The organism is Luminiphilus syltensis NOR5-1B, from assembly GCF_000158175.1.
In the GTDB taxonomy this organism is placed as follows: domain Bacteria; phylum Pseudomonadota; class Gammaproteobacteria; order Pseudomonadales; family Halieaceae; genus Luminiphilus; species Luminiphilus syltensis.
Map to the genome: position 1 here is coordinate 2,735,965 of NZ_DS999411.1, position 22,960 is coordinate 2,758,924.

Annotated in this window: 23 protein-coding genes and 2 tRNA genes; 4 read left to right on the forward strand and 21 right to left on the reverse strand. The window is 56.8% G+C overall.

All coding sequences use genetic code 11. The annotated features are described in order from the left end of the window. Window positions 1–132 precede the first annotated feature (132 nt). Both NOR51B_RS12405 and NOR51B_RS12410 read left to right on the forward strand, forming a co-directional pair. Window positions 133–208, forward strand: a tRNA-Glu gene (locus NOR51B_RS12405). A 5-nt stretch (window positions 209–213) separates the two neighbouring features. Further along, window positions 214–289, forward strand: a tRNA-Gly gene (locus NOR51B_RS12410). Between the two features lie 213 nt (window positions 290–502). Here NOR51B_RS12410 and msrB read toward each other — a convergent pair. From msrB to NOR51B_RS12435, 5 genes are read right to left on the reverse strand one after another with little or no spacing between them, the layout of a single operon-like run. Continuing rightward, window positions 503–901 (reverse strand): peptide-methionine (R)-S-oxide reductase MsrB, encoded by a 399-nt coding sequence (gene msrB, locus NOR51B_RS12415; protein WP_040482103.1) that lies wholly within the window; start codon window positions 899–901, stop codon window positions 503–505. 18 nt (window positions 902–919) lie between these two features. Then, window positions 920–2,047, reverse strand: coding sequence for a 4-phosphoerythronate dehydrogenase (locus tag NOR51B_RS12420; RefSeq protein ID WP_009019074.1), 1,128 nt, complete (start codon window positions 2,045–2,047; stop codon window positions 920–922). Between the two features lie 7 nt (window positions 2,048–2,054). Beyond that, complete coding sequence (locus NOR51B_RS12425; protein WP_230198464.1) at window positions 2,055–2,591, reverse strand: elongation factor P hydroxylase; 537 nt, start codon at window positions 2,589–2,591, stop codon at window positions 2,055–2,057. Beyond that, a complete protein-coding gene (tusA, locus tag NOR51B_RS12430; protein ID WP_040482609.1) occupies window positions 2,588–2,824 on the reverse strand; it encodes a sulfurtransferase TusA in 237 nt (78 codons plus the stop codon). Before tusA ends, NOR51B_RS12425 begins: the two co-directional genes overlap by 4 nt. Before the next feature lie 49 nt (window positions 2,825–2,873). Then, window positions 2,874–3,692: a class I SAM-dependent methyltransferase gene (locus NOR51B_RS12435; RefSeq protein WP_230198465.1), complete on the reverse strand. Its 819-nt coding sequence runs from the start codon at window positions 3,690–3,692 to the stop codon at window positions 2,874–2,876. Window positions 3,693–3,782: 90 nt separating this feature from the next. Here NOR51B_RS12435 and NOR51B_RS12440 point away from each other — a divergent pair, with 90 nt between their 5' ends. Then, entirely contained in the window at window positions 3,783–4,310 is a 528-nt protein-coding gene (locus tag NOR51B_RS12440) for a glycine cleavage system protein R (protein ID WP_009019695.1), read from the forward strand. On the opposite strand, the gene NOR51B_RS12445 is transcribed toward NOR51B_RS12440, so the two are convergent. Genes NOR51B_RS12445 through prmB form a run of 3 tightly spaced genes read right to left on the reverse strand, consistent with a single transcriptional unit; the run spans window position 4,299 to window position 6,523 of the window. After that, window positions 4,299–4,514 carry a hypothetical protein gene (locus tag NOR51B_RS12445; RefSeq protein WP_040482104.1) on the reverse strand — a complete coding sequence of 72 codons (216 nt, stop codon included), beginning with the start codon at window positions 4,512–4,514 and terminating at the stop codon, window positions 4,299–4,301. The two genes, NOR51B_RS12440 and NOR51B_RS12445, sit on opposite strands and share 12 nt — an antisense overlap. Continuing rightward, complete coding sequence (gene aroC, locus NOR51B_RS12450; protein WP_009019274.1) at window positions 4,511–5,614, reverse strand: chorismate synthase; 1,104 nt, start codon at window positions 5,612–5,614, stop codon at window positions 4,511–4,513. The genes NOR51B_RS12445 and aroC overlap by 4 nt, the downstream gene beginning before the upstream one ends. 3 nt (window positions 5,615–5,617) lie before the next feature. Further along, window positions 5,618–6,523 (reverse strand): 50S ribosomal protein L3 N(5)-glutamine methyltransferase, encoded by a 906-nt coding sequence (prmB, locus tag NOR51B_RS12455; RefSeq protein WP_009019538.1) that lies wholly within the window; start codon window positions 6,521–6,523, stop codon window positions 5,618–5,620. 65 nt (window positions 6,524–6,588) lie between these two features. On the opposite strand from prmB, the gene folE reads away from it, so the two are divergent. Next, the gene (gene folE / locus NOR51B_RS12460; RefSeq protein WP_009020481.1) at window positions 6,589–7,143 is read left to right on the forward strand and encodes a GTP cyclohydrolase I FolE; all 555 of its coding nucleotides are present in this window, start codon (window positions 6,589–6,591) and stop codon (window positions 7,141–7,143) included. An 11-nt stretch (window positions 7,144–7,154) separates the two neighbouring features. Here the strand turns inward: folE and NOR51B_RS12465 are convergent, their stop codons facing one another. The 13 genes from NOR51B_RS12465 to sdhC form a co-directional block, all read right to left on the reverse strand. Next, window positions 7,155–7,721 carry a DUF4892 domain-containing protein gene (locus NOR51B_RS12465; RefSeq protein ID WP_081443970.1) on the reverse strand — a complete coding sequence of 189 codons (567 nt, stop codon included), beginning with the start codon at window positions 7,719–7,721 and terminating at the stop codon, window positions 7,155–7,157. Further along, a complete protein-coding gene (locus NOR51B_RS12470; RefSeq protein WP_009019619.1) occupies window positions 7,679–8,578 on the reverse strand; it encodes an alpha/beta fold hydrolase in 900 nt (299 codons plus the stop codon). Before NOR51B_RS12470 ends, NOR51B_RS12465 begins: the two co-directional genes overlap by 43 nt. Next, entirely contained in the window at window positions 8,575–9,051 is a 477-nt protein-coding gene (locus NOR51B_RS12475; RefSeq protein WP_009019309.1) for a SixA phosphatase family protein, read from the reverse strand. The genes NOR51B_RS12470 and NOR51B_RS12475 overlap by 4 nt, the downstream gene beginning before the upstream one ends. Continuing rightward, complete coding sequence (gene htpG, locus NOR51B_RS12480) at window positions 9,051–10,967, reverse strand: molecular chaperone HtpG (protein ID WP_009020023.1); 1,917 nt, start codon at window positions 10,965–10,967, stop codon at window positions 9,051–9,053. The genes NOR51B_RS12475 and htpG overlap by 1 nt, the downstream gene beginning before the upstream one ends. Before the next feature lie 596 nt (window positions 10,968–11,563). After that, window positions 11,564–12,436: a succinate--CoA ligase subunit alpha gene (sucD, locus tag NOR51B_RS12485; protein WP_009020857.1), complete on the reverse strand. Its 873-nt coding sequence runs from the start codon at window positions 12,434–12,436 to the stop codon at window positions 11,564–11,566. After that, entirely contained in the window at window positions 12,436–13,605 is a 1,170-nt protein-coding gene (sucC, locus tag NOR51B_RS12490) for an ADP-forming succinate--CoA ligase subunit beta (RefSeq protein ID WP_009019843.1), read from the reverse strand. Before sucC ends, sucD begins: the two co-directional genes overlap by 1 nt. 93 nt (window positions 13,606–13,698) lie before the next feature. Next, window positions 13,699–15,135, reverse strand: coding sequence for a dihydrolipoyl dehydrogenase (gene lpdA / locus NOR51B_RS12495; protein WP_040482105.1), 1,437 nt, complete (start codon window positions 15,133–15,135; stop codon window positions 13,699–13,701). A gap of 27 nt (window positions 15,136–15,162) precedes the next feature. Further along, complete coding sequence (gene odhB / locus NOR51B_RS12500) at window positions 15,163–16,386, reverse strand: 2-oxoglutarate dehydrogenase complex dihydrolipoyllysine-residue succinyltransferase (RefSeq protein ID WP_009020798.1); 1,224 nt, start codon at window positions 16,384–16,386, stop codon at window positions 15,163–15,165. Window positions 16,387–16,410: 24 nt separating this feature from the next. Beyond that, window positions 16,411–19,278: a 2-oxoglutarate dehydrogenase E1 component gene (locus tag NOR51B_RS12505; RefSeq protein ID WP_230198466.1), complete on the reverse strand. Its 2,868-nt coding sequence runs from the start codon at window positions 19,276–19,278 to the stop codon at window positions 16,411–16,413. Between the two features lie 254 nt (window positions 19,279–19,532). After that, window positions 19,533–20,240, reverse strand: a complete 708-nt coding sequence (locus NOR51B_RS12510; RefSeq protein WP_009020524.1) for a succinate dehydrogenase iron-sulfur subunit — start codon at window positions 20,238–20,240, stop codon at window positions 19,533–19,535. A gap of 28 nt (window positions 20,241–20,268) precedes the next feature. Then, entirely contained in the window at window positions 20,269–22,032 is a 1,764-nt protein-coding gene (gene sdhA / locus NOR51B_RS12515) for a succinate dehydrogenase flavoprotein subunit (protein ID WP_009019965.1), read from the reverse strand. Between the two features lie 61 nt (window positions 22,033–22,093). Continuing rightward, window positions 22,094–22,459: a succinate dehydrogenase, hydrophobic membrane anchor protein gene (gene sdhD, locus NOR51B_RS12520; RefSeq protein ID WP_040482106.1), complete on the reverse strand. Its 366-nt coding sequence runs from the start codon at window positions 22,457–22,459 to the stop codon at window positions 22,094–22,096. Then, entirely contained in the window at window positions 22,453–22,842 is a 390-nt protein-coding gene (gene sdhC, locus NOR51B_RS12525; RefSeq protein ID WP_081443971.1) for a succinate dehydrogenase, cytochrome b556 subunit, read from the reverse strand. The genes sdhD and sdhC overlap by 7 nt, the downstream gene beginning before the upstream one ends. Between the last annotated feature and the right edge of the window lie 118 nt (window positions 22,843–22,960).

The window sequence follows — 22,960 nt, forward strand, 5'->3', positions numbered from 1 at the left end:
GGATGCCTCTCGATTTAAAAAGGAACGAATACTACCGAACTTGGGCTCGAGTAGCGAGAAAATGCCTCCTAAGGCTTGACGTCGATAAGTCCGGTAACTATGATTCGCGCCTCTGTTAATCGCAGACGCAGCGTCCCCTTCGTCTAGTGGCCTAGGACACCGCCCTTTCACGGCGGGAACAGGGGTTCGAACCCCCTAGGGGACGCCATATTTGCGGGAATAGCTCAGCTGGTAGAGCGCAACCTTGCCAAGGTTGAGGTCGCGAGTTCGAACCTCGTTTCCCGCTCCATATCAAAAAGGCCGCAAATCTGCGGCCTTTTTTTTGGTCCATCGCGCGTTAGCGGATCATGGACTACGCGGTACCTCAATCATGGCTTTGAAAGCCATTCGCCGACGAGCACACCCTATGCCTTCAAGTCGGTGAGGCCGTCGCGAAGCCTATGCGGGGAAAATGACGACCCGTAAAATTCTCGATGAACGGTCTTTGTCCATCGCGCTTCTTTTAATTCGCCTTCTCATCCAATTTGATGGAGAGGCTGTTGATGCAGTAGCGCAGCCCGGTCTCGGTCGGGCCGTCGGGGAACACGTGGCCCAGATGACCGCCGCAGTTTTTACACACGACCTCTGTACGAATCATCCCGTGGCTGGTGTCGCGCACTTCTTCGATAGCGGCTTCCGCTTTGGGTTTATCAAAGCTCGGCCAACCGCAGCCGGCGTCAAACTTGGTTTCCGACTCAAACAACGGTTCACCGCAGCCACGGCAGCGGTACGTCCCGTCATCATCACAGTTCCAGTATTCGCCGGTAAACGCCCGCTCCGTCCCCTTCTCTCGGAGTACGTGATACTCCTCAGGAGTCAGCTTCTGACGCCACTCCCGATCGTCTGAATTGCTATCACTCATTGCCCCTCCTATGCGGGATTATTCGATTATTACCTGGAGGCTGCCCAGGATGCCCTCAAGTCGAGGGGAAACCGACGACAGTTTAACCGTTTGGCCGGCCAGCTCGGCACGCAAAGGGTAATTTTTGCGAAGACTGTCAAATAGAGTGGCGCTCACCCCCAAACGCTCAAAACGGCGCAGATACCGATCATCCTCGGCCACAGGATAGGCCTCAATAAGCAGCTGAGCTAGCCAGCCGCTCTCGTCCGGATTGTTACTCCATTGGCGAGTATCAATGACATTGCTGAACGGTTCGACAGCAACCGTTAGATCGGTTTCAGGGCATAAACCGGCCTCAGCCATAGCCCTTACCAGCGCGTCGGTAGCGCTTAACTTGGCACCCTGGCTGTACCCGGCGATATGCGGGGTAGCGAGCATAGTCTGGCGGAGTAATTCACTGTCGATCCGGGGCTCGGAGGGCCAGGTATCCAGCACCAGCGTGGTTCCGGAAGCCGCCATTGTCGACAGCGCCTCGCGGGTCACCAGTGGTCCACGACCGGCATTAATCAGCACATCATCAGCGCCGAAGTATCGCGCCTGCGCTAAACCCACCATCCCGCAACTCGGAAATTCGGGGCCGTTATGCAGCGCCGGGTGCAAACTGACTATCGGGCACGCCAGGACCTCCTCGAGCGTAGCCGCCACCATGGGTGGAGCAATCGCCACGAAAGGGTCAAACACAAGTACCTCGGCACCCAGTGCTACCAGACGCGAGCATAGACGGGAACCGACAGCGCCACACCCAACCACCCCTACCTTTGCGCCCGCCATAACCGATGACAGCCGCCCACAATGGGCGATAGCGCTGAGCACATACTCCACCACCGCATTGGCATTGGCACCCGGAGCATGGGCGAAGGCAATTCCGCGTTCGACGAGGGCGTCGGTATCAATATGTTCGACCCCTGCTGTGGCGGTGCCCACAAATCGTAGCGAGGCGCGCCTGAGCAGCGCTTCATCAACCTGCGTCACTGAACGCACCAGCAAGGCGTCGGCGCCACCGAGGTGCTCAGCGCAAATAGCCCGGCCCGGATAACACGCAATCTCGTCGGCAATGGCCCGCAGTGCCGGGGTAATGGCAATGTTTTCATCACAGACTACCCGCATGCGACGCTCACGCGGTGCATTCAAGCGCGAGGGCTGTCAATGCCCGGCGCACCCGTTGTGCGCGATCGGGTAGCCCCTTTCTTACGAATTGGCTCCGGCATGCCGCGACACGGGCCTCGAAGTCACGGAGCAAATGTCCTGGAATCTCAGCGCCGGGGTTATCAATGCTGGGACGAAACTCAACCCCCAGCATCTCGCAGAAGATCGATTCCAGCGCCTGGGGGCGCGCCTCAACGGTGAAAAATGCTTGCTGCTGTACGAGGTCGCGATCGTCCTCGGTGTACCAGTAACCGTAATCGGGCAATTGGCGGCGTTGCGGCCCGGCGAGACACCAATGGGCCACCTCATGTAAAGCACTCGCAATAAAGTCCTCGCGGAAGAAAATGTAAGCCGACTGCTCAGCCGTTGCGGGACGATAAAAAGGTTCCGCTGCTCCACCCACGAGTTGGGTACATTCGCTGGTCAAAAAACAGGTATTAAACGAACGAACCAACGCCGCAGACGAAAGTTCCTGCGGTTCGTCTAGGCCCGAGACAGCGATCAAGCCATCGCCTTGCGAATCACAAACTCAAACCGATCATCGCCTTCATGTGTCTCCAGCAATTCATGGTTGAGGAACCGACAGAAGCTGGCAACATCCCGTTGCGCGGACGGATCGGTCGCCAACAAACGAACCAAACCACCTGCTGGCGTTTTGCGAATTTCCGCATGCAGCATCATGACGGGCTCGGGACAAACAAGCCCAAGCGCATCAATCACCCGAGCGGTTTCGACCATTTCATCGTCCAACGCACTGCCCCGAGCAGGGATTACCCGTTAAACCCAATCACTCGGCGGGTTTGACAAACCGCAGGGTCATACGATCGCTTTCACCGATAGCCAGCATGGCTTCCTTCTGCTCGGCGGTTTCCGCTCCGTCCAAACTCGGTGGAAGGGCCCAGACACCTTGAGGGTAATCGGCGGTATCCTTCGGATTGGCGTTGATGTCACTGCTGGCCTCGAGCTCAAAGCCTGCGGCTTTCGCCAATTCGATCACCACAGGTTCTGCGACATAACCCAGATCGCCGCTCGCGGCCATCGGTAAATCATCGGCTCCACGATGCTGAACCAGACCGAAAACACCGCCAGGCTTCAGGGTGTCATAGATTTCCTCAAAAAAAGCGTTCACATGACCGGAATTAATCCAGGAATGCACGTTGCGGAACGCAACAGCAAGATCGACGGATTCAGCTTCGATACGACCCGTCGCGATCGGTGGCTGTACCGCCGACACCACGACCTCACTATAAACACCATGGTGTGCCGAGAGGGTCTTGAGAAAGCCACCTAGCGACTTGCGCGGATAGCCGCCACCATTGGGATCAAAATGACCGGCGATCAACGTGCCCTGCCCCTTCATCAGTGGTGCAAGAACACTGGTGTACCAGCCTCCGCCAGGATAAACCTCAAGCACCGTCATACCCGGCTCCAGACCGAAAAACTCCAGCGTCTCCTGCGGATGCCGGTGTTCATTACGAGCAATTGCTGCCGCAGAGCGATGCTCGCCGTTGAGCGCTGTCTGCCAATCGAATTCAGCCCGCGCAGAGAACGACACCATCACACCCGCCATTGCCATGGCCGCTATACCGAAATTCACTGTTTTCACCCAACCACCTCCGATGGATTTTGCCAAAGACGCTACTCTAACGCTTTCTCCGCGTTACTATAAGGGCTCAAAGACCAGGGAGATCGATCGATGCCCCACCGCTACGTGGTGACATTCGTCGGCGATGACCGTACCGGCATCGTCGAACAGCTGGCTAATACCATCGAGGCTCATGGTGGCAATTGGCTGGATAGCCGTTTGAGTCAGCTGGAAGGCAAGTTTGCCGGGCTCATTCTTGTCGGCATGCACCCCGACCAGCAGCCCGCGCTCGCGGAGGCACTTTCAGGGCTCGCGGGTCACAGTGTCGATGTGCGGATTACCGATGCCGGCCCACCCACCGGTAGCCACCCCACCAATCTGTCATTGAGCGTCACAGGACCGGATCGGCCGGGTATTGTGCGTGGAATTTCAAAGGCATTGGCCGATGCGGGCATTAACGTCTCGCGAATGACGTCAGGGGTGGAAAGCGCACCGTGGACCGGAGAAACCCTGTTCTTGGCAGAGATAGAGGCTACCGCGCCCGAGAACTATTCGTTGGAAGGCATCCAGACCACTCTTGACGAGATCGCCGACGCGATGACACTGGACATTGATATCGAGCCCCGCTCAGCGCCGTGATCGGTGTTTAACAAGAATCAGTAGTACCGCCGCCAGCGCCGCCAGGCCGACCAGAGCCACACTGCCCACAAGGACCGCACCCAGGCTTGCCCATAATCGATCCGGGGATGCACCAACGATGTCAATCGCCCCCCAGAAAAGCGCGACCGCTGCAACAATGCCCAGGAAAAACGTCCTCAGGCGCCGCCGACCCGCTCTTGTCACAGATCAATGACTCCCGGGATAGACGGGGTTTCGCTGATCACATCGGCATTTTGCGCGCGATGTCGGAGCGCATGATCAATAAGTACCAGTGCCAGCATAGCTTCGGCAATTGGCGTTGCCCGAATACCCACACAGGGATCGTGGCGGCCCGTGGTGACCACTTCGACGGCCTCTCCCGTCACGTCGATGCTGTCCCCGGGAATGCGGATACTTGAGGTGGGTTTTAATGCCATGCTGACGACCACAGGCTGGCCGCTGCTGATACCACCAAGCACGCCCCCGGCGTTGTTACTGGTAAAACCCTCAGGCGTCAGCGCATCACGATGTTCTGAACCCATTTGCTCGACCGAGGCAAACCCGGCACCGATTTCTACCGCTTTTACCGCGTTAATACCCATCATCGCGTGGGCGATATCCGCATCGAGGCGATCAAAAATGGGCTCACCCCAACCGGCAGGTAGGCCCTCGGCGATCACATTGATGCGCGCACCGGCGGAATCACCGCGCTTGGTCAGCTGAATCATGAATTCCTCCAGCTGGGGGATCAGATTCCGGTCACCGCAAAAGAACGGGTTGGTCTCAACCAGTGACCAGTCGTGGCTCTGAGCCGCCAGAGGCCCCAGCTGGGAAAGATAACCACGGATTCGAACACCATAGCGCTCGGCGAGCCACTTTTTAGCGATACCCCCCGCCGCCACCCGCATCGCCGTTTCTCGTGCTGACGACCGTCCGCCGCCCCGATAATCCCGGGCACCGTACTTCTGCTGGTAGGTGTAGTCCGCATGGGCGGGACGGAACTGCCGGGCGATCTTGCTGTAGTCCCCCGACCGCTGGTCACTATTGCGGATCAACAGCCCGATGGGTGTTCCCGTCGTCAACCCCTCAAAAACCCCCGACAGAATCTCTACTTCATCCGCTTCACGACGTTGAGTGGTAAAACGGGACGTTCCGGGCTTTCGCCGGTCGAGATCGGGTTGAAGGTCGGCCGCCGTCAGCGGTAATCCGGGCGGACAGCCATCGACCACACAACCGATTGCCCCACCATGACTTTCGCCAAATGAGGTTACGGTGAACAACTTGCCAAAGGTATTGCCAGACATAAATCAGCTCCTTGCGAGATTATAGCCGCCACTGTCCAACAATGTGATCAAATCGAAGTGACTGAGCGCTGTAATTCCATGACCACCCCATTCAGGCTCCAGCCATAAAAACTCAAAACGCGGAAACGCACGTTCCATCGCCGGCCAGCTGTTACCCACCTCCAGGAACAGATAACCCGACTCCCTGAGCCGCGAGGCCGCCTGAACCAGTAAGCGATGCACCAGATCGAGCCCGTCATCGCCGGCCTCAAGAGCAAGCCGCGGCTCCCAGGAGTATTCGGCCGGCAAGTCGGCCATATCCTGTGCATCCACATAGGGGGGGTTGGCGAGAATGATATCGACTGAGTCGGGCGATAGCGGGCCCAGCAAATCAGCACGCACGGTCGAGATCTGGCCTTGCAGTCCGTGCCGGGCGATATTCTCTTCCGCCAGCGCCAACGCTTTTTCATCAATATCGAGGCACAAAACCTCCGCCCCGGGAAACTCAGTGGCCGCGAGAATGCCCAAACTTCCACCACCGCAGCAAACGTCAACAATCCGCTCGGGAACACCGCCCACCCACCAGGGTGAGAAGCGTTCATAGACCAGCCCCATCAGCGGCGAGCGCGGCACCAGTGCGCGCTCATCGCAGTGAAACGACAAATGTCCCAGCCAGGCTTGACCTATTATGTAGGCGACCGGTTTACGGCCCTCGATTCTTTGTTGGACAAAATCAGTCAATCGCAGATCCGCAGGCCGCGGGTAGGACGTATTGAGAACATCTTGACCTGTGTCCATGGGTAACCCCGCAGCGGCCAGAACGAGAGCTACCGCTTCATCGTGGTGAGAGTCATACCCATGGCCGCAGTAGACACCGGCTTTAGCTAACCGGGACTCAGTACTTTTAATAATGTCGTGGAATTGGCTCATCCGCACCACCGGGAAACCCTCTGGCGGCGCATGCTAACATCCACAGCAGGAAACAGGAGCTACTCATGGAACACCACTGGCAGAGTATCATTGAGGCGATCGGCGAGGATGTCACTCGACCGGGCCTCGAGGACACCCCTAAGCGCGCCGCCAAGGCCTTCAAATTCCTGACTCGTGGATACGACCAGGAATTGGACACAGTGGTCAACAATGCGCTGTTCCCCACTGACTCGAGCGAAATGGTCCTTGTTCAGGACATCGAAATGTACTCCCTGTGCGAGCACCACATGCTCCCCTTTATTGGCCGCTGCCACGTGGCCTACATCCCCACCGGCAAAGTGCTGGGTCTGTCGAAGGTTGCTCGGATCGTCGATATGTATGCCCGGCGGCTGCAGATTCAGGAACAACTGACGCTGCAAATCGCCAACGCCGTGCAGCAGGTCACCGACGCCGAGGGCGTCGGCGTGATCATCGAAGCCGAGCACATGTGCATGATGATGCGTGGCGTGGAAAAGCAAAATTCGGTGACCAAGACGTCAACCATGCTGGGGTCATTCCGCGAGGATGCACGCACGCGGCGGGAGTTTCTTTCGCTGCTTCAGCTGCCGCGCATCCGTTAACGGCACTTGTTTCAGTCCGGCGTCACTACGTCGATATGCAAGTATTGACGGTCGGCGGTTCGGGCGGCACTAAATAGCGTAATCCACACCCCGCCCTCGGTGCGGAACGCAAAGTAGCGCTGGTATTCATCCCGCCCGTAAAGCAGGCGTTCCTGGTAAACCCGACTCGCCCACTCAGAGGCGTTACCGCAGGCCCGGCTTTCACAGCTGAACATCAGTTGTGAGGACTCCGCCAAGGGCCCGGCGACCGATTCAGCCACCTCGACGACAGGAATACCATCGATTTGCCAGGTGATTCGCTGGAGCGCACCCGATAGTGGCTCAAACGCCGAAAGGCGCCAGGAGCCATTGATCTTTTTAATCTTGCCCAGGGGTAATTGAAAGCCGCGGACGGTCTCCCGGCGAGTTTTATAGCGCTCCGCTGACCAGTGCTGATCGATAGCGCTGATGGCGCCCTCCGCCACGGCATCAGTGGAAGAACCGACCTCGGCTGCGGCGACGCTCTGGAATAACCCCATCACCAGTAGCGGTGTCGTCAGATAAAATCGTCGATATGTCGTGCTACTTCGTGTGCGCATGATTCCATATGTAAGTGGTGTGAACCCGATAGGATAGTGCTTCTGTAATCAGGGAGACAGTCCGACAACTCCCCTTGTAACCGCTGTATCGATTGCGGCTCATCGACTCGGGAGGCATCGCGCCGCTCATAAAGGCCTTTATCGCCAAACAGCCCCAATACCGGCGCGTTTATCTGTTGGTAAATGTGGCGCCGATCGGCCGCCGTGAGTTTGTGCGCAGAGGCACCATAGAGTCGAGGATCACTGCGTAAGCACCAGCCACCATTGACCTGCCGTAAGGCTCGTGGCGCAATGAACTCTCCATTTTCAGCAGCAAAGCCGTAGCGCGCGCGACGCTCGATAAAGTCCTCGATACTGTCAAAGATACGCTGGGGCCGCTGCCGGTATTTCGTTCTTTCCCGGACAAACCGACGGAGCTGCGCCGCGGCATCGCTGTTGGCTTCTTCCGGGGGAAGCATTCCATCGATCAGAACAAGCCGATGACATTGATCACCCAGCACCGAAGCGAGTAGCGTCGAAATGGCAGCGCCCCTACTGTGACCAATCAAGGTCACTGAATCCTCGCCGAGCTGTTCAATGATAGACGCCAGTTGAGGCACATCGTCCCATATTTGATAGCTGGCATCAGCCGAGCGGTGCGAGCTCAACCCATGCCCGGATAGATCAAGCGCCAGAATCCGGCACCGATTGAGCAGCGGTCCGAGTATCGAAAAAGAAAGCGCATTGTCGAGCCAGCCATGGAGTGCAAGCGCCAACGGAGCCTCAGGCTTACCCCACTCCAAGCCCGCATAGATCAGGCCGTCTACCTCAAAACTGCGCTCGCGGGCACTGTCATTCTGATCTGCGCCCTTTGTCACAGCAGCGTATAGATGTCAGGCATGGCACGCACCCGCTCCGCTCCACCGCGGCAGAACCCCGCTACATTCAGGAGGCAATAACCACCCGGACGCAATGGATCGACCTCGTCGCTATCGAGCCAGTAATCAATGAGCGCCGATACAAAGGGCTGGTGGCCTACCAGAACCACATGGGGTGCATCTTCCACCAACCAGTGGCTGCAGTCCGAAGGCCTGGAGCCTCCCGGTGCGAGCTCAGGGCAGACCTGAATGGGCACGTCAAACCCGGTGCCGAGGCGCTCTGCAGTCTGCTGGGTACGCTTCAGGGGGCTGTAGAGCGCCATCGAAGGCGGCGCCACCTCCGACCCCTGCAACCAGCCGCGGTATTCAGTCACAGCGGCATCAAGCGACTGTTCCCCTTTTGTCGTCAGAGGGCGCTCGAAGTCGGTAGCCGCTTCACCCGCCTTGCCGTGACGCCAGACGGTAATCCACATCAGCTGGCACTAAGCTCCGTCAGTAATTTATTAAGCCGGGCCACATAGCTCGATGGATCCTCAAGCATTGATCCTTCAGCGAGTGTTGCCTGATCCAGAATGACCTGGGCGAGATCGGCGAATCGATCCTCGTCCTGCTCCTGATCAAGACGCACGATCAACGGATGCTTGGCGTTGATTTCAAGTGCGGGCTTGGTATCGGGTACCTCCTGTCCGGCGGCCTCGAGGATACGACGCATTTGTGCCCCCATATCCTGCTCACCCACAACCAGACACGCTGGCGAATCTGTCAGACGGACCGTGGGGCGAACCTCCGTGACGCGATCAGCCAGCACCGACTGCATTCGCTCCACGAGACCCTGGGATTGCTCTTTGGCTTCCTCGAGCTCCTTCTTTTCAATCTCATCACCGTCGTCAAGATCAAGCTGACCCCGGGCCACGTCCTTGAACGCTTTTCCCTCAAACTCCATCAGGTGACTCATCAGCCACTCATCAACACGGTCTGACAGAAGGAGCACTTCGATGCCTTTCTTGCGGAAAACCTCGAGATGCGGACTATTTTTCGCCGTCACATGATTGTCTGCGGCAACGTAATAAATTGCCTCCTGCCCTTCCTTCATGCGACCAATATAGTCCTCCACAGAGACCGTCTGCGACGGGTCATCGGTGTGACTGGAGGCAAAGCGCAGTAGCTTGGTGATCTTTTCACGGTTGCCAAAGTCTTCAGCGGGGCCTTCCTTCAAGACCTGACCAAAGGTGTTCCAGAACTGCTGGTACTGTTCCGGATTCTTGGTAGACATTTTCTGCAGTACGTCGAGCACACGTTTGGTAAGTGCACTCTTCATCGAATCAACCGAGGGATTCTGCTGGAGAATTTCTCGCGAAACATTCAGCGGCAGATCGTTGGAGTCCAAAACGCCTTTAACAAAACGCAGATACAGGGGAAGGAACTGCTCAGCATCGTCCATAATGAAGGTACGCTGCACATAGAGCTTCAACCCACGAGCCCCTTCCCGATTCCACAGGTCAAAGGGCGGATTTCTGGGGATATACAGCAGAGAGGTGTATTCGAGCTTGCCTTCCACTCGGTTGTGGCTCCAGGTCAGCGGCTCGTCGTAATCGTGAGACACGTGCTGGTAAAACGCCTTGTAATCCTCGTCCGAAAGCTCGCTCCGCGAGCGAGTCCACATGGCTTTGGCCTCGTTAACCGCTTCCCACTCGGGCGCGGCTGGCGCGGCCTCTTCCTCATCTTCGGCCCCGGCGGCATCAACTGCTTTGGGCATCATCACCGGGACCGAGATATGGTCCGAATACTTCTTGATCACGCTTCTCACGCGAAAATCATTGGCAAACTCATCGGCGTCTGATTTCAGGTGTAGCGTAATAGTGGTTCCGGGTGCATCGCGGTTCGCAGTGTCGATAACAAACTCGTCTTCCCCTTCGGATTCCCAGTGGGTCGCCTCCTCTACACTGGTACCCGCTTTGCGGGTCAGCACTTCGACTCGATCAGCGACAATAAAAGAGGAGTAAAAACCAACGCCGAATTGGCCGATCAACTGGCTGTCCTTCTTCTCGTCGCCGCTTAGCTGGTCGACAAAAGCAGCGGTACCGGATTTGGCGATCGTACCGAGATTTTCGATAACCTCGTCGCGGGTCATGCCGATACCGTTGTCTTCAACGGTCACCGTCTTGGCATCGGCGTCGACGCTGATTTGAATACGATAGTCGCCCACACCTTCAGCGAGGGAGGCATCCTGGACCACTGCGAAGCGTAGCTTATCGATGGCATCGGAGGCGTTGGAGATCAGCTCCCGCAGGAAAATTTCACGGTTGGAATACAGCGAGTGGATCATCAAATGCAGAAGTCGCTTGGCTTCTGTCTGGAATCCCCGGGTCTCCTTGGTTGCAGCGGTCATCTGTTAACTCCCTAAAAAAAATAAACGATAGGGGAGTAATGGTGTCAGGCCCGGCGGATTTCAACTCCTGTGAGTCCCCTCGGCACAATTTTCCGGGGTTGAGACCGAAAATAGGTTCATCGCGGACTTCAGGGGCCGTTACTCCCCCCGCATAGGCTTCGTGAATGACGCCGTACCTGACCCGGACGGGCACAGCCCCGGATTACTCGAACTGCTTGCATACCTCCATAGGCACGGCGGTACTGCACTGCCCTCGTCGATGCCGGAGTAAACCGGGGCCGAGCCAACTTCAGTGATGGCTACAAGCACAGTTGAACCACTCCTGAACGTGGCGCTGGCGCGAGGCGAGGTGGGCGGGAGTCCTTTTAGCGTCGACGAGCGGGTCGGACAGTGCGCTCATCTTGCTGGAGCTACGCGAGCAGCTCAAAGGACTGCCGTCTGCCTCACCGACTTCAAAACACAGGGTGTGATCGTCGGCGAACGTCGTCAAGGGCAATGTTTGAGGTACCGCGAAAGTCTTCATCCCACTCACCCGCGAGGCAACAAAAAAACCCGCCAATGTGGCGGGTTTTGAGTACAGCGAGTAGTCGTGCTGTTTACCAGCCCGTGATCTCGGACAAGGCAGAACCAATCTCGGCCAGCGAGCGGACGGTTTTGACTCCGGCATCCTCGAGTGCCGCAAATTTCTCATCGGCGGTACCCTTCCCGCCGGAGATAATCGCTCCCGCATGACCCATACGCTTGCCTTTCGGCGCGGTAACCCCGGCGATATAGGACACGACTGGCTTCGAAACATTGGCTTTGATGTAAGCCGCCGCCTCTTCTTCGGCGGTGCCACCAATTTCACCGATCATAACAATCGCTTCCGTTGCCGGATCCTTCTCGAACAACTCGAGAATGTCGATGAAATTCGAGCCTGGGATAGGATCGCCACCGATACCCACGCAGGTCGACTGTCCAAAGCCGGCATCAGTTGTCTGCTTAACGGCCTCATAAGTCAGCGTACCCGAACGGGAAACAATGCCTACCTTACCCGGCTGATGGATATGGCCCGGCATGATGCCGATCTTGCACTCACCCGGTGTGATAACGCCAGGACAGTTAGGCCCGATCAGTCGAACTCCAAGTTCATCGCACTTCACTTTGGCCTCGAGCATATCGAGCGTGGGAATACCCTCGGTAATGCAAACAATCAATTCCAGACCCGCGTTGGCCGCTTCGAGAATTGAGTCCTTACAAAATGGAGCGGGCACGTAGATGACCGAAGCCTGAGCACCGGTGGCCTCTACTGCATCGACTACGGTATTGAAAACCGGCAGCCCCAAGTGCTCCTGACCACCTTTGCCCGGGGTGACACCGCCGACCATTTTGGTGCCATAGGCAATCGCCTGCTCCGAGTGAAAAGTGCCCTGTGAACCCGTGAAGCCCTGACAGATAACCTTGGTTTCACTGTTGATCAAAATACTCATTACGCTGCACCTCCTGCCGCTGCTACCACTTGCTCCGCGGCATCAGTAAGGCTGGACGCGGCGAGAATATTCAAACCGCTGTCCGCCAACACCTTCCGGCCGAGCTCTGCATTATTGCCTTCCAGTCGCACGACGACGGGTACGGTAACACCCACTTCCTCGACGGCACCAATAACGCCTTCGGCGATGAGATCGCAACGCACAATACCGCCAAAGATATTGATGAGAACGGCTTTAACGTTGTCATCCGAAAGAATGATCTTGAAGGCTTCGGTGACGCGCTCCTTGGTTGCACCACCCCCGACATCAAGGAAGTTCGCCGGTGAACCACCGTGAAGTTTGACAATATCCATGGTTCCCATCGCGAGGCCTGCGCCGTTGACCATGCAGCCAATATTGCCGTCGAGGGCAACATAGTTGAGCTCCCACTCGGCCGCATTGGCCTCGCGCTCGTCCTCTTGCGAAGGATCGTGCATCGCCTGAATGTCTTTATGGCGATATACCGCGTTGCCATCGACACCCAGCTTGGCATCCAGACAGTGGAGATTACCCTCCTCGGTGATCACCAGCGGATTGACTTCGATCAACGCCAGGTCCTTATCGGTAAAGAGCTTCGCCAGCCCCATGAAAATGGTCACGAACTGCTTCACCTGGACCCCGGAAAGTCCCAGTTTGAATGCCAACTCGCGGCCCTGATAAGGCTGTGGCCCCACCAGCGGGTCGATGATCGCACGGAGAATCTTCTCCGGGGTTTCCTCAGCCACCTTCTCAATTTCGACACCACCCTCGGTGGAGGCCATAAACACGACCCGCCGCGTGGCACGATCGACCACTGCGCCCAGATACAGTTCCTCCGCAATATCAGTGCAGGACTCAACCAGAATCCTGGAAACCGGTTGACCGTTTTCATCGGTCTGATAGGTCACCAGATTCTTACCTAGCCATTGCTCAGCAAAGGCGCTGCATTCCTCCGGACTTTTGACCAGCTTGACACCCCCGGCCTTGCCTCTGCCACCGGCGTGAACCTGGGCTTTAACCACCCACATATCGCCGCCAATTTTCTCCGCAGCCGCTGCTGCATCCGCTGGTGTATCAACCGCATAACCGGTCGATACCGGCAGGCCGTATTCGGCAAATAATGCTTTGCCCTGGTACTCGTGAAGGTTCATCGTTAACCCCGTTTCAGTTTAACAAGCAGTGTTCTCGACAGCGCTTAAGGCCATCGAGTATGAATTCGGCGGATACTCCGCCACGCTCAGTCGCTAGCGCTTCTTGCGGTTCGCCATGTGAATGGCGTGACCATCCACAGCCAAGGCGGCTTCGTGCACGGCCTCGGATAAGGTGGGATGCCCAAAGACCATCAACTGAACATCTTCAGCACTGGAGCCAAACTCCATGGCGATAACCATTTGCTGAACAAGATCAGCCGCGGACGGACCCACGACATGAGCCCCGAGTATCCGATCCGTCTCTTCATCGGCAATTATTTTTACGATACCGTCGGTTTCGCCCGAGGCAAGTGCACGTCCGATCGCAGCGAAAGGAAAGGTTCCCACCTTTATTGCAACGCCCTCGTGTTTGAGTTCCTGCTCAGTTTTACCTACCGACGCCACCTCGGGGTGGGTGTAGATAATCGATGGGATGCACTCGTAGTTGAGCTGTGCATGCTTACCCGCAATACGCTCAGCGACCATGACGCCCTCTTCAGAACCTTTATGCGCCAGCATCGGTCCGCGCACAATATCGCCGATTGCCCATACACCTGGCGCCTCGGTGGCGCAGAAATCATTGACAAAAATGAAGCCGCGCTCGTCCAGGGTGACACCAGAATCCGAGGCCAGAAGATCCTCGGTGCGCGGTCGGCGACCTACCGATACGATGAGTTTGTCGAAGACTTCCGTATGCTCATCGTCACCACTCTGATAAGTCACAGCGACCCTGCCATCACTCACGTCTGATTGGGTCACCCTTGCTCCAAGCCGGACTTCAAGCCCCTGCTTCCTGAAAATCTTGCCCGCCTCTTTGGCGACCTGATGATCCATCATCGGCAATAACGTATCCATGGCTTCAAGGAGCACGACTTCTGAACCTAACCGAGCCCAGACGCTACCCAGCTCGAGGCCAATCACCCCGGCCCCGATAATGCCCAAGCGCTCCGGTACGGCATCGAATTCCAGCGCGCCAGTGGAATCGACGATACAGTCGTTATCAACGCGCGCAGGTGGGATGTCTATCGGCAGCGAACCCGCCGCAAGGACAATATTTTCCGAGTCGATCGTCTGCTGCGAACCATCAGCCGCGGTGACCTCGACCTGCTTGCCGGCCAGCAGTTTGCCTTTTCCTTCAATAACCGTGACGCCGTTGTGCTTTAAAAGTCCGGCAACACCCTGGGTCAGCTGGCTTACAATCTGCTTCTTTCGCTGCATCATGTCGGCGATATTCATAGATGGCGCATCGACCGTGATCCCGTGCGTAGAGAAGTGGTCCCTCGCCTCCATAAACTTATGGGAACTGTCCAGCAAGGCTTTTGACGGTATACACCCGACGTTGAGACAGGTGCCGCCAAGTACCGGCTTTTCTTCCTCGTCCTGCCACAGCTCAACGACGGCGACTTTCATACCCAGCTGAGCGGCGCGGATGGCACAGACGTAGCCCGCAGGCCCAGAGCCAATTACCAGAACTTCGTAAGAGTCAGACATTTAAAAATTCCTTTCAATAAGTACTGTTCATAGCTGCAACAGGATGCGGGCCGGGTCTTCGATCAGCCCTTTAACCGTAACCAGGAACTGGACAGCAGTTTTGCCGTCTATGAGCCGATGGTCATAGGACAGAGCGAGATACATCATCGGCTGGATAACTACCTGCCCATCGATTGCAACCGGACGTTCCTGGATGGTGTGCATGCCCAAAATACCGGTTTGCGGCGGGTTCAAAATGGGGGTGGAAAGCAATGAGCCGAAGACGCCACCGTTGGACAACGTAAACGTGCCGCCGGTCATATCGTCCATCGTCAGTTTTTTGTCTTTTGCCTTCAAACCGAGATCGCGGATCGCGGCTTCTATATCAGCAATACTCATGAAGTCAGCGTCGCGAAGAATCGGAACCACCAGGCCATCGTTGGTGGATACGGCCACGCCAACGTCCTGGTAGCCGTGATAAACCACATCGTTACCGTCGATCGATGCATTGACCTCTGGGAACCGTTTCAGGGCTTCACAACAAGCCTTAACGAAGAAACCCATAAAGCCAAGCCGCGTCCCATTGTGGGTTTTTTCAAATTGCTCCTTGTACTGTTTACGCAGCTTCATCAGCGGCGCCATATTGACCTCGTTAAAGGTAGTCAGCATGGCGGTTTGCTGGGAGGCATCGAGCAGTCGTTCCGCGATTCGGGCGCGCATGCGCGTCATGGGAACCCGCTTCTCCACACGTTCGCCGGAGGGCTGCGGTGATTCATCGAGAGCGGGTGAATCGACGATGTTGGCGGCGCCGGGGGCGGACGCAGCTCCCGACGGCGCACCGGCGAGGTGAGCCATGACGTCTTCCTTGGTCAGGCGCCCTCCTTTGCCCGTGCCGCTAATCGCCGACGGATCAAGACCGTGTTCTTCCACCAACTGACGCGCCGCAGGACCCATTTGAGGCGCCTCGCCCGGGGTGGAATCTGAGGCGGCGGTGGCTTCTGTAGATGCCGGTGCCGATGGCTTGGCGGTAACGGCACCCGGCTCCAGCGTCGCGAGTACGGCCTCACTCTCGATGGTGTCGCCCTCGGCAAAAGCGATTTTGGTAATGGTGCCGGATTCAGGCGCTACCACCTCCATTACAACCTTATCAGTCTCGATTTCAACGATCAGCTCGTCGCGCTCGACGGTATCGCCCTCCTGTTTGTGCCACGTAGCAATTTCTCCGTCAGCTACTGATTCCGGGAAGGCAGGCGCCTTGATGTCAATGGCCATTGCAGTTTTTCCTGTGCGGCTGAATCAAATTCCCCAGGGCATTGGGCCCAGGGCTTCGTCTATAAATGCTTCTTGCTGACGTAAATGCAGCGCGGTGTAACCGGCAGATACCGACGCTGAGGCGTCGCGCCCGGCATAGCGCAGGTAAACGTCGACCTTGTGGCCCTGTATGACCCGGCGCATATGATGCTGCTGGGCATACCAGGAACCCTGGTTCATCGGCTCTTCCTGGCACCAGATCGCATCTTCAATATTGGGGTAGCGCTCGACCACCGCAGAGAGATCATCGTGCGGGAACGGATAGAGCTGCTCTATTCGCAGTATCGCAATGTCGGTAATGTCGCGTTCGCGACGTGCGGCGCGCAGATCGTAAAATACTTTGCCGGAACAGAGAACAATGCGCTTCACATCTTCCGGTACCAGATCATCGGTTTCATCCAATACGGTATGGAAGTGGCCATCGGCCAATTCATCCAACGACGAGGTGGCTTCTTTATGCCGCAAAAGACTTTTCGGGGACATGACCACCAACGGCTTTCGCAGAGGCCTGATCGCCTGGCGTCGCAGCATATGGAACACCTGCGCCGGGGTGGTTGGCATACACACCTGAATGTTGTGTTCTGCACACAGTTGCAGGTAGCGTTCGAGCCGCGCCGACGAATGCTCAGGGCCCTGCCCCTCGTAACCGTGAGGCAAGAGCATGGTAAGCCCACACAATCGCGCCCACTTGTGTTCACCGCTGGTAATGAACTGGTCGATGACTACCTGGGCGCCATTGGCAAAATCGCCGAATTGGGCCTCCCAGATAACCAACCCTTTCGGTGCGGTTGTCGCGTACCCATATTCAAACGCGAGCACCGCCTCCTCTGAAAGCAGCGAATCATAAAGTCGGAAATTAGCCTGATCTTCAGACAGGTGCTCCAGCGGTGTGTAAGTGTCACCGGTTTTCTGGCCGTGCAGCACCACGTGTCGATGGGAGAACGTACCGCGGCCGATATCCTGTCCGGTCATACGGACGGGATAGCCTTCAACCAGCAAGGTGGCATAGGCCATGGTTTCGGCGAAGCCCCAGTTGATACTCAGCGCGCCCGCACCCATTTTGGTACGGTCATCAAGAATTTTCTGGACCTGACGCTGAACAGAAAAACCGTCGGGAGAGTGGTTGGCCGCCTCGCTCAACGCCTTTAGTGTTTTCCGGGGCACTGTAGTGTCACCCTCGGTGGTCCAGTCGTGACCTAAATAGGGCGTCCAATCGACAAACAGGCCAGTGTTCGGCTCCATGACCAACGAACTCACCAATACTTCGCCGCGATCCAGTGAATCCCGGTACTGCGCCACCAACGACGCATCTTCCTCTTCAGACAGCAGACCTTCAGAGACGAGTCGTCGAGCGTAAAGATCCCGGGTCGTCGGGTGCGATTTGATCGCTTTATACATCAGGGGCTGGGTTACCGAGGGCTCATCGGCTTCGTTATGGCCCCGGCGGCGATAGCAGACCAAGTCGATGACCACATCCCGGTGGAAAGTGTTGCGAAAGTCGACCGCTAGTTGGGTGACAAAAACGACCGCTTCGGGGTCGTCGCCGTTAACATGGAAAATCGGTGCCTGGACCATCTTCGCCACATCGGTGCAATATTCCGTGGAGCGGGCATCTTCTATACGGCTGGTGGTAAACCCTACCTGGTTGTTGACCACAATATGCAAGGTGCCACCAGTGCGATAGCCGCGGGTCTGGGACATTTGCAGCGTTTCCATGACAACACCCTGACCGGCGAACGCGGCATCACCGTGAAGCACAATCGGTACCACCGTATTACCCACGGGATCCTCGCGACGATCCTGCCGGGCGCGTACGGAGCCTTCCACCACCGGTGAGACAATCTCCAGATGAGACGGGTTGAATGCCAGCGCGAGGTGAAGCTCACCACCAGGGGTCATAACGTTCGAGGAAAAACCCTGGTGATACTTGACGTCACCCGAGTTATCGAAACGCACCTTGCCCTCGAATTCGTCAAACAGCTCAGCGGGCTTCTTGCCCAAAATATTAACCAGCATATTGAGCCGGCCACGGTGAGCCATCCCGATAACAATTTCTTTAGCGCCATAACCACCGCAACGCTGGATGGTCTCCGACATCATCGGAATCAGGCTTTCACCACCTTCAAGTCCAAAGCGCTTGGTGCCGGGGTATTTGGAACCCAGCGATTTTTCCAGACCGTCGGCCTTGATCAGTTGCCTCAGAATCTCGATACGCTGGTCGCGGGGTAATTCCGGCGCTGAGCGAACGGATTCCATACGGCTCATAATCCAGTGGCGCTGCTCAGTATCCACAATATGCATGAATTCGGCGCCTACGGTATGGCAGTAGGTGCGCTCCATGGCGTCGATGATTTCCTGGAGTGTGGCATCTGCAGTACCCAGGTACAGACTGCCGACCTGGAAGACCGTATCGAGATCCGCCGCCGACAACTCATGGAACCCGAGGTCGAGATCCGGGACGGGCTCGCGAATATGCAGGCCCAGAGGGTCTAAACTGGCCTTTTGATGACCTCGCTGACGGTAGGCTGAGATCAGCTGCAACACCCTGACCTGCTTGCGTTCGTATTCCGTCGCCTGCGAGTCGTGGGCAACAGTCGCTTCGGTACGAACGCGCATCTTGCTGATACGCGCAAACTGGTCACGTACTACGGAGTGCGGTACGTCGTGCAAGGCATGCGCCTTGGTTTCTACCTGAGGCAGCTTGTCAAAATAATCGCGCCACTCCGGCGGAATACCGTTGGGATCGGTAAGGTAGGTTTCGTACAACTGCTCAACATAGGCGGCGTTGCCACCGGAAATGTGAGACGTACTCCACTGCTCTAGCATCGTGGGGAGTTCGGAGGGCTGCGTCATGCGAATCCTCGGGTTGTTGGCCGAATGAGAAGTTGCAAGGTCCGCCAAAGACGAACCGTTCAAAACCCGTACAGTGTATCGCGGCAGCCCTGGGTATTGTAGGCGCCAACTCCGGGAATTGGCGCTTTTCTCGGTAAATTACCCGCATTTTCGCCGCAGAATAGCTTTATGGAATTTATAACATAACCTGCGGTTATGCATTGAAGTCGCGCACAAAAAAGGGGCGTGCGCCCCTTCAATTTTTCTTAGGCGAGCTAGGTCGCCCGGTTGAGCAACATATTCCGGATATGACCAATTGCCTTGGTCGGATTGAGACCCTTGGGACAGACGTTGACGCAGTTCTGGATACCGTGGCACCGGAAGACACTGAACGGATCATCCAGGTTGGACAGCCGCTCCTCGGTCGCCGTGTCCCGACTATCTGCAAGGAACCGATAGGCCTGTAGCAGACCCGCGGGGCCTACGAACCGATCGGGGTTCCACCAGAAAGAGGGGCAGCTGGTAGAGCAGCAGGCACAAAGAATGCACTCGTAAAGACCATCGAGCTTCTCGCGATCTTCCGGGGTCTGCAGCCGCTCGATAGCAGGGGCCGGCGTGTTGTTCTGGAGATAGGGCTGTATTTTTTCGTACTGAGCGTAAAAAAGACTCATGTCGACGATCAAATCACGAATCACCGGAAGCCCGGGCAACGGTCTGATGATCAATTTGTTATCCGGTGCTGCCTCCGACAGGGGCGTGATACACGCCAGGCCATTCTTGCCATTGATATTGAGACCGTCTGAACCGCAGACGCCCTCCCGGCAAGATCGGCGATAGGTCACACTGCTGTCATGCTCACCCTTGATCATCTCAAGAACGTCAAGAACCATCAGGTCTTTATCGCCCGTGTCGACCTGAAACTCCTGCATGTGCGGCGCTTTGTCGGTTTCAGGGTTGTAGCGATAAATACTAACTTGCAACATGTCTTGCTCTCCGTGCTGCTGCGAGGTTTCAGTAGGTCCGAATCTTGGGCTGGAAGGTGTCTACGGTCTTCGGCGTGAAGTTCACGCTACGCTTGCCCACTTTCTTGTCACCACGCCAGTAAATCGAGTGACACAGCCAATTTTCGTCGTCGCGCTCGAGATAATCCTCCCGCGAGTGCGCGCCCCGACTCTCAGTTCGTGCCTCGGCAACAATAGCGGTTGCCTCGGCCACTTCAAACAGGTTCTGCAACTCCAGCGCCTCAATTCGGGCCGTGTTGAAAGCGGAAGTCTTGTCATCGAGCACTACATTTTCGACGCGCTCACGCAGTTCAGCCAACTTCGTGATGCCCTCGCGCATGAAATCACCGGTGCGGAAGACGCCAAAGTGATTCTGCATGACGTTCTGGAGATCCTTGCGCACATGCGCCGGGTTTTCTCCAGAGGTTCGCTCGTTAAGCGCGTTCAAGCCCGACATCGCCAGGTCGATATCACTGTCACTCGCATCTCGAAGCTCAATGCCATCGCGCAGGGCTGACTCGATGAACAGCCCTGATGCACGCCCGAACACAACAAGGTCGAGCAGTGAATTACCACCGAGGCGGTTGGCACCGTGAACAGACACACAGGCGACCTCGCCACAGGCATAAAGACCCGGAATCACCGTATCATTGCCCGCCGAATCAACGTTGATGGCCTGGCCGTGAATATTGGTGGGGATGCCACCCATCATGTAATGACAGGTCGGCACCACCGGAATGGGCGCCTTGACAGGGTCCACATGGGCAAAGGTACGGCTCAGCTCGCAAATCCCGGGAAGACGGGACTCGAGTACTTCTTCACCGAGATGATCGAGCTTGAGCATCACGTGATCACCGTCAGGACCACAGCCCCGACCCTCAAGTATCTCAGTCACCATCGAACGCGCCACCACGTCGCGACCGGCGAGGTCCTTCGCATTGGGGGCGTAGCGTTCCATGAAGCGCTCACCATCCTTATTGATCAGGTAGCCCCCCTCCCCGCGGCACCCTTCGGTTACCAGGGTTCCCGCACCGTAAATACCGGTTGGGTGGAACTGCCACATCTCCATGTCCTGGACCGGAACACCGGCACGTAGCGCCATACCCACGCCATCTCCGGTGTTGATGTGCGCATTGGTGGTAGAGGCATAGATCCGTCCCGCTCCCCCGGTGGCAAAGACCGTAGCCTTGGACTTGATGTAGACGGTCTCACCGGTTTCCATACAAATTGCCGTTACACCAACAACGGCGCCATCCTGATTTTTGACCAGGTCCACAGCGAACCACTCATTGAAGAACACCGTCTCGTTCTTGACGTTGTTTTGATAGAGCGTGTGCAAAAGCGCGTGACCGGTCCGGTCTGCGGCGGCGCAGGTGCGGGCGGCCTGGCCGCCCTCACCAAAATTCTTTGACTGACCACCAAAGGGGCGCTGGTAAATTCGGCCTTCTTCAGTTCGCGAGAACGGCAAACCCATGTGCTCCAGTTCGAAAATAGCCTCGGGACCGACCGAACACATGTATTCCACCGCGTCCTGATCACCGATGTAGTCAGAGCCCTTGACGGTGTCGTACATGTGCCAACGCCAGTCATCGTTCGGATCGTCACTCGCAATCGCGCAGGTAATGCCACCCTGGGCCGAAACGGTGTGCGAGCGGGTCGGAAACACCTTTGAAATAACCGCAGTTTTGTATCCAGACTGGGCAAGCTGCAGTGCGGCGCGCATTCCAGCGCCGCCGCCGCCTACGATAACCCCGTCAAACGAAATTGTTCTCATTGATGTCTCCTGGTGAGCGCAAGCGCTGGTTATAAAGAATCCGGCGTTGGTTTCAAACTAATCAGGGCGATACCCACATAATTTCGATCACCCAGAGCACCAACACCAACAACACCAGTATCGTTCCGACCTGACAGACCAGACGAAGGAAGTTGGCGCGGGGACCCAGCATCCGCTCGGTCACGTAGTCGGTAAATACAGACCACAGACCGATCCAGGCGTGCGCTGCCATCGAAAGCACGGCCAGCAATGTGAAAATTCGCATGCCGACCGTCTCATTCATCGCCTTCCAACTGCTGTAATCAACGCCCATAACAAGCGTGCCTGCCACGCAGAGAAAATAAGCCAGCAGGATAAGTGACGTGACCCGCTGGATCAGCCAGTCCGAAACGCCTGAACGGCTGAAACTTGTTACTTGCGTTACCATATTAGAAGCCCCCAAACGACGGCGGCAACGACCGCCAACACAATAACCAGTCGGGCGCCAAACACCCCCCCCTCTAACGTCTCGCCATAACCAAAATCCATCACAATATGCTTAACACCCGCGAGAGAATGATAGGTCAACGCCACCGCCACCAGCCAAAGTATTGCTTTGGCAACGGGCGAGCTGAGAACCGCAGCGAGCTCGTTGAAACTCTGCTCAGACGCGAGACTCGCATCGAGCGCCCACACCATGAGAATGCTCATGCCGAACAGCGCCACACCGGATACCCGGTGGGCAATCGATGCCCAGGCGGTGACCGGCAGCTTCATGGAACCGATGTCTAGATTAACTGGACGTTTGTCTTTGCTGGCTATTGGCTTCACTGCGTCATTCCCGTGTTACAGACAGGTGTTTAGCGATCGTTTCGGCGCGGAAGTATAGGTTGGCGCCCCGAAGATTACAATTTGACCTTGGTAGGGTCCCGTGCAGGAGCGGTCTGTC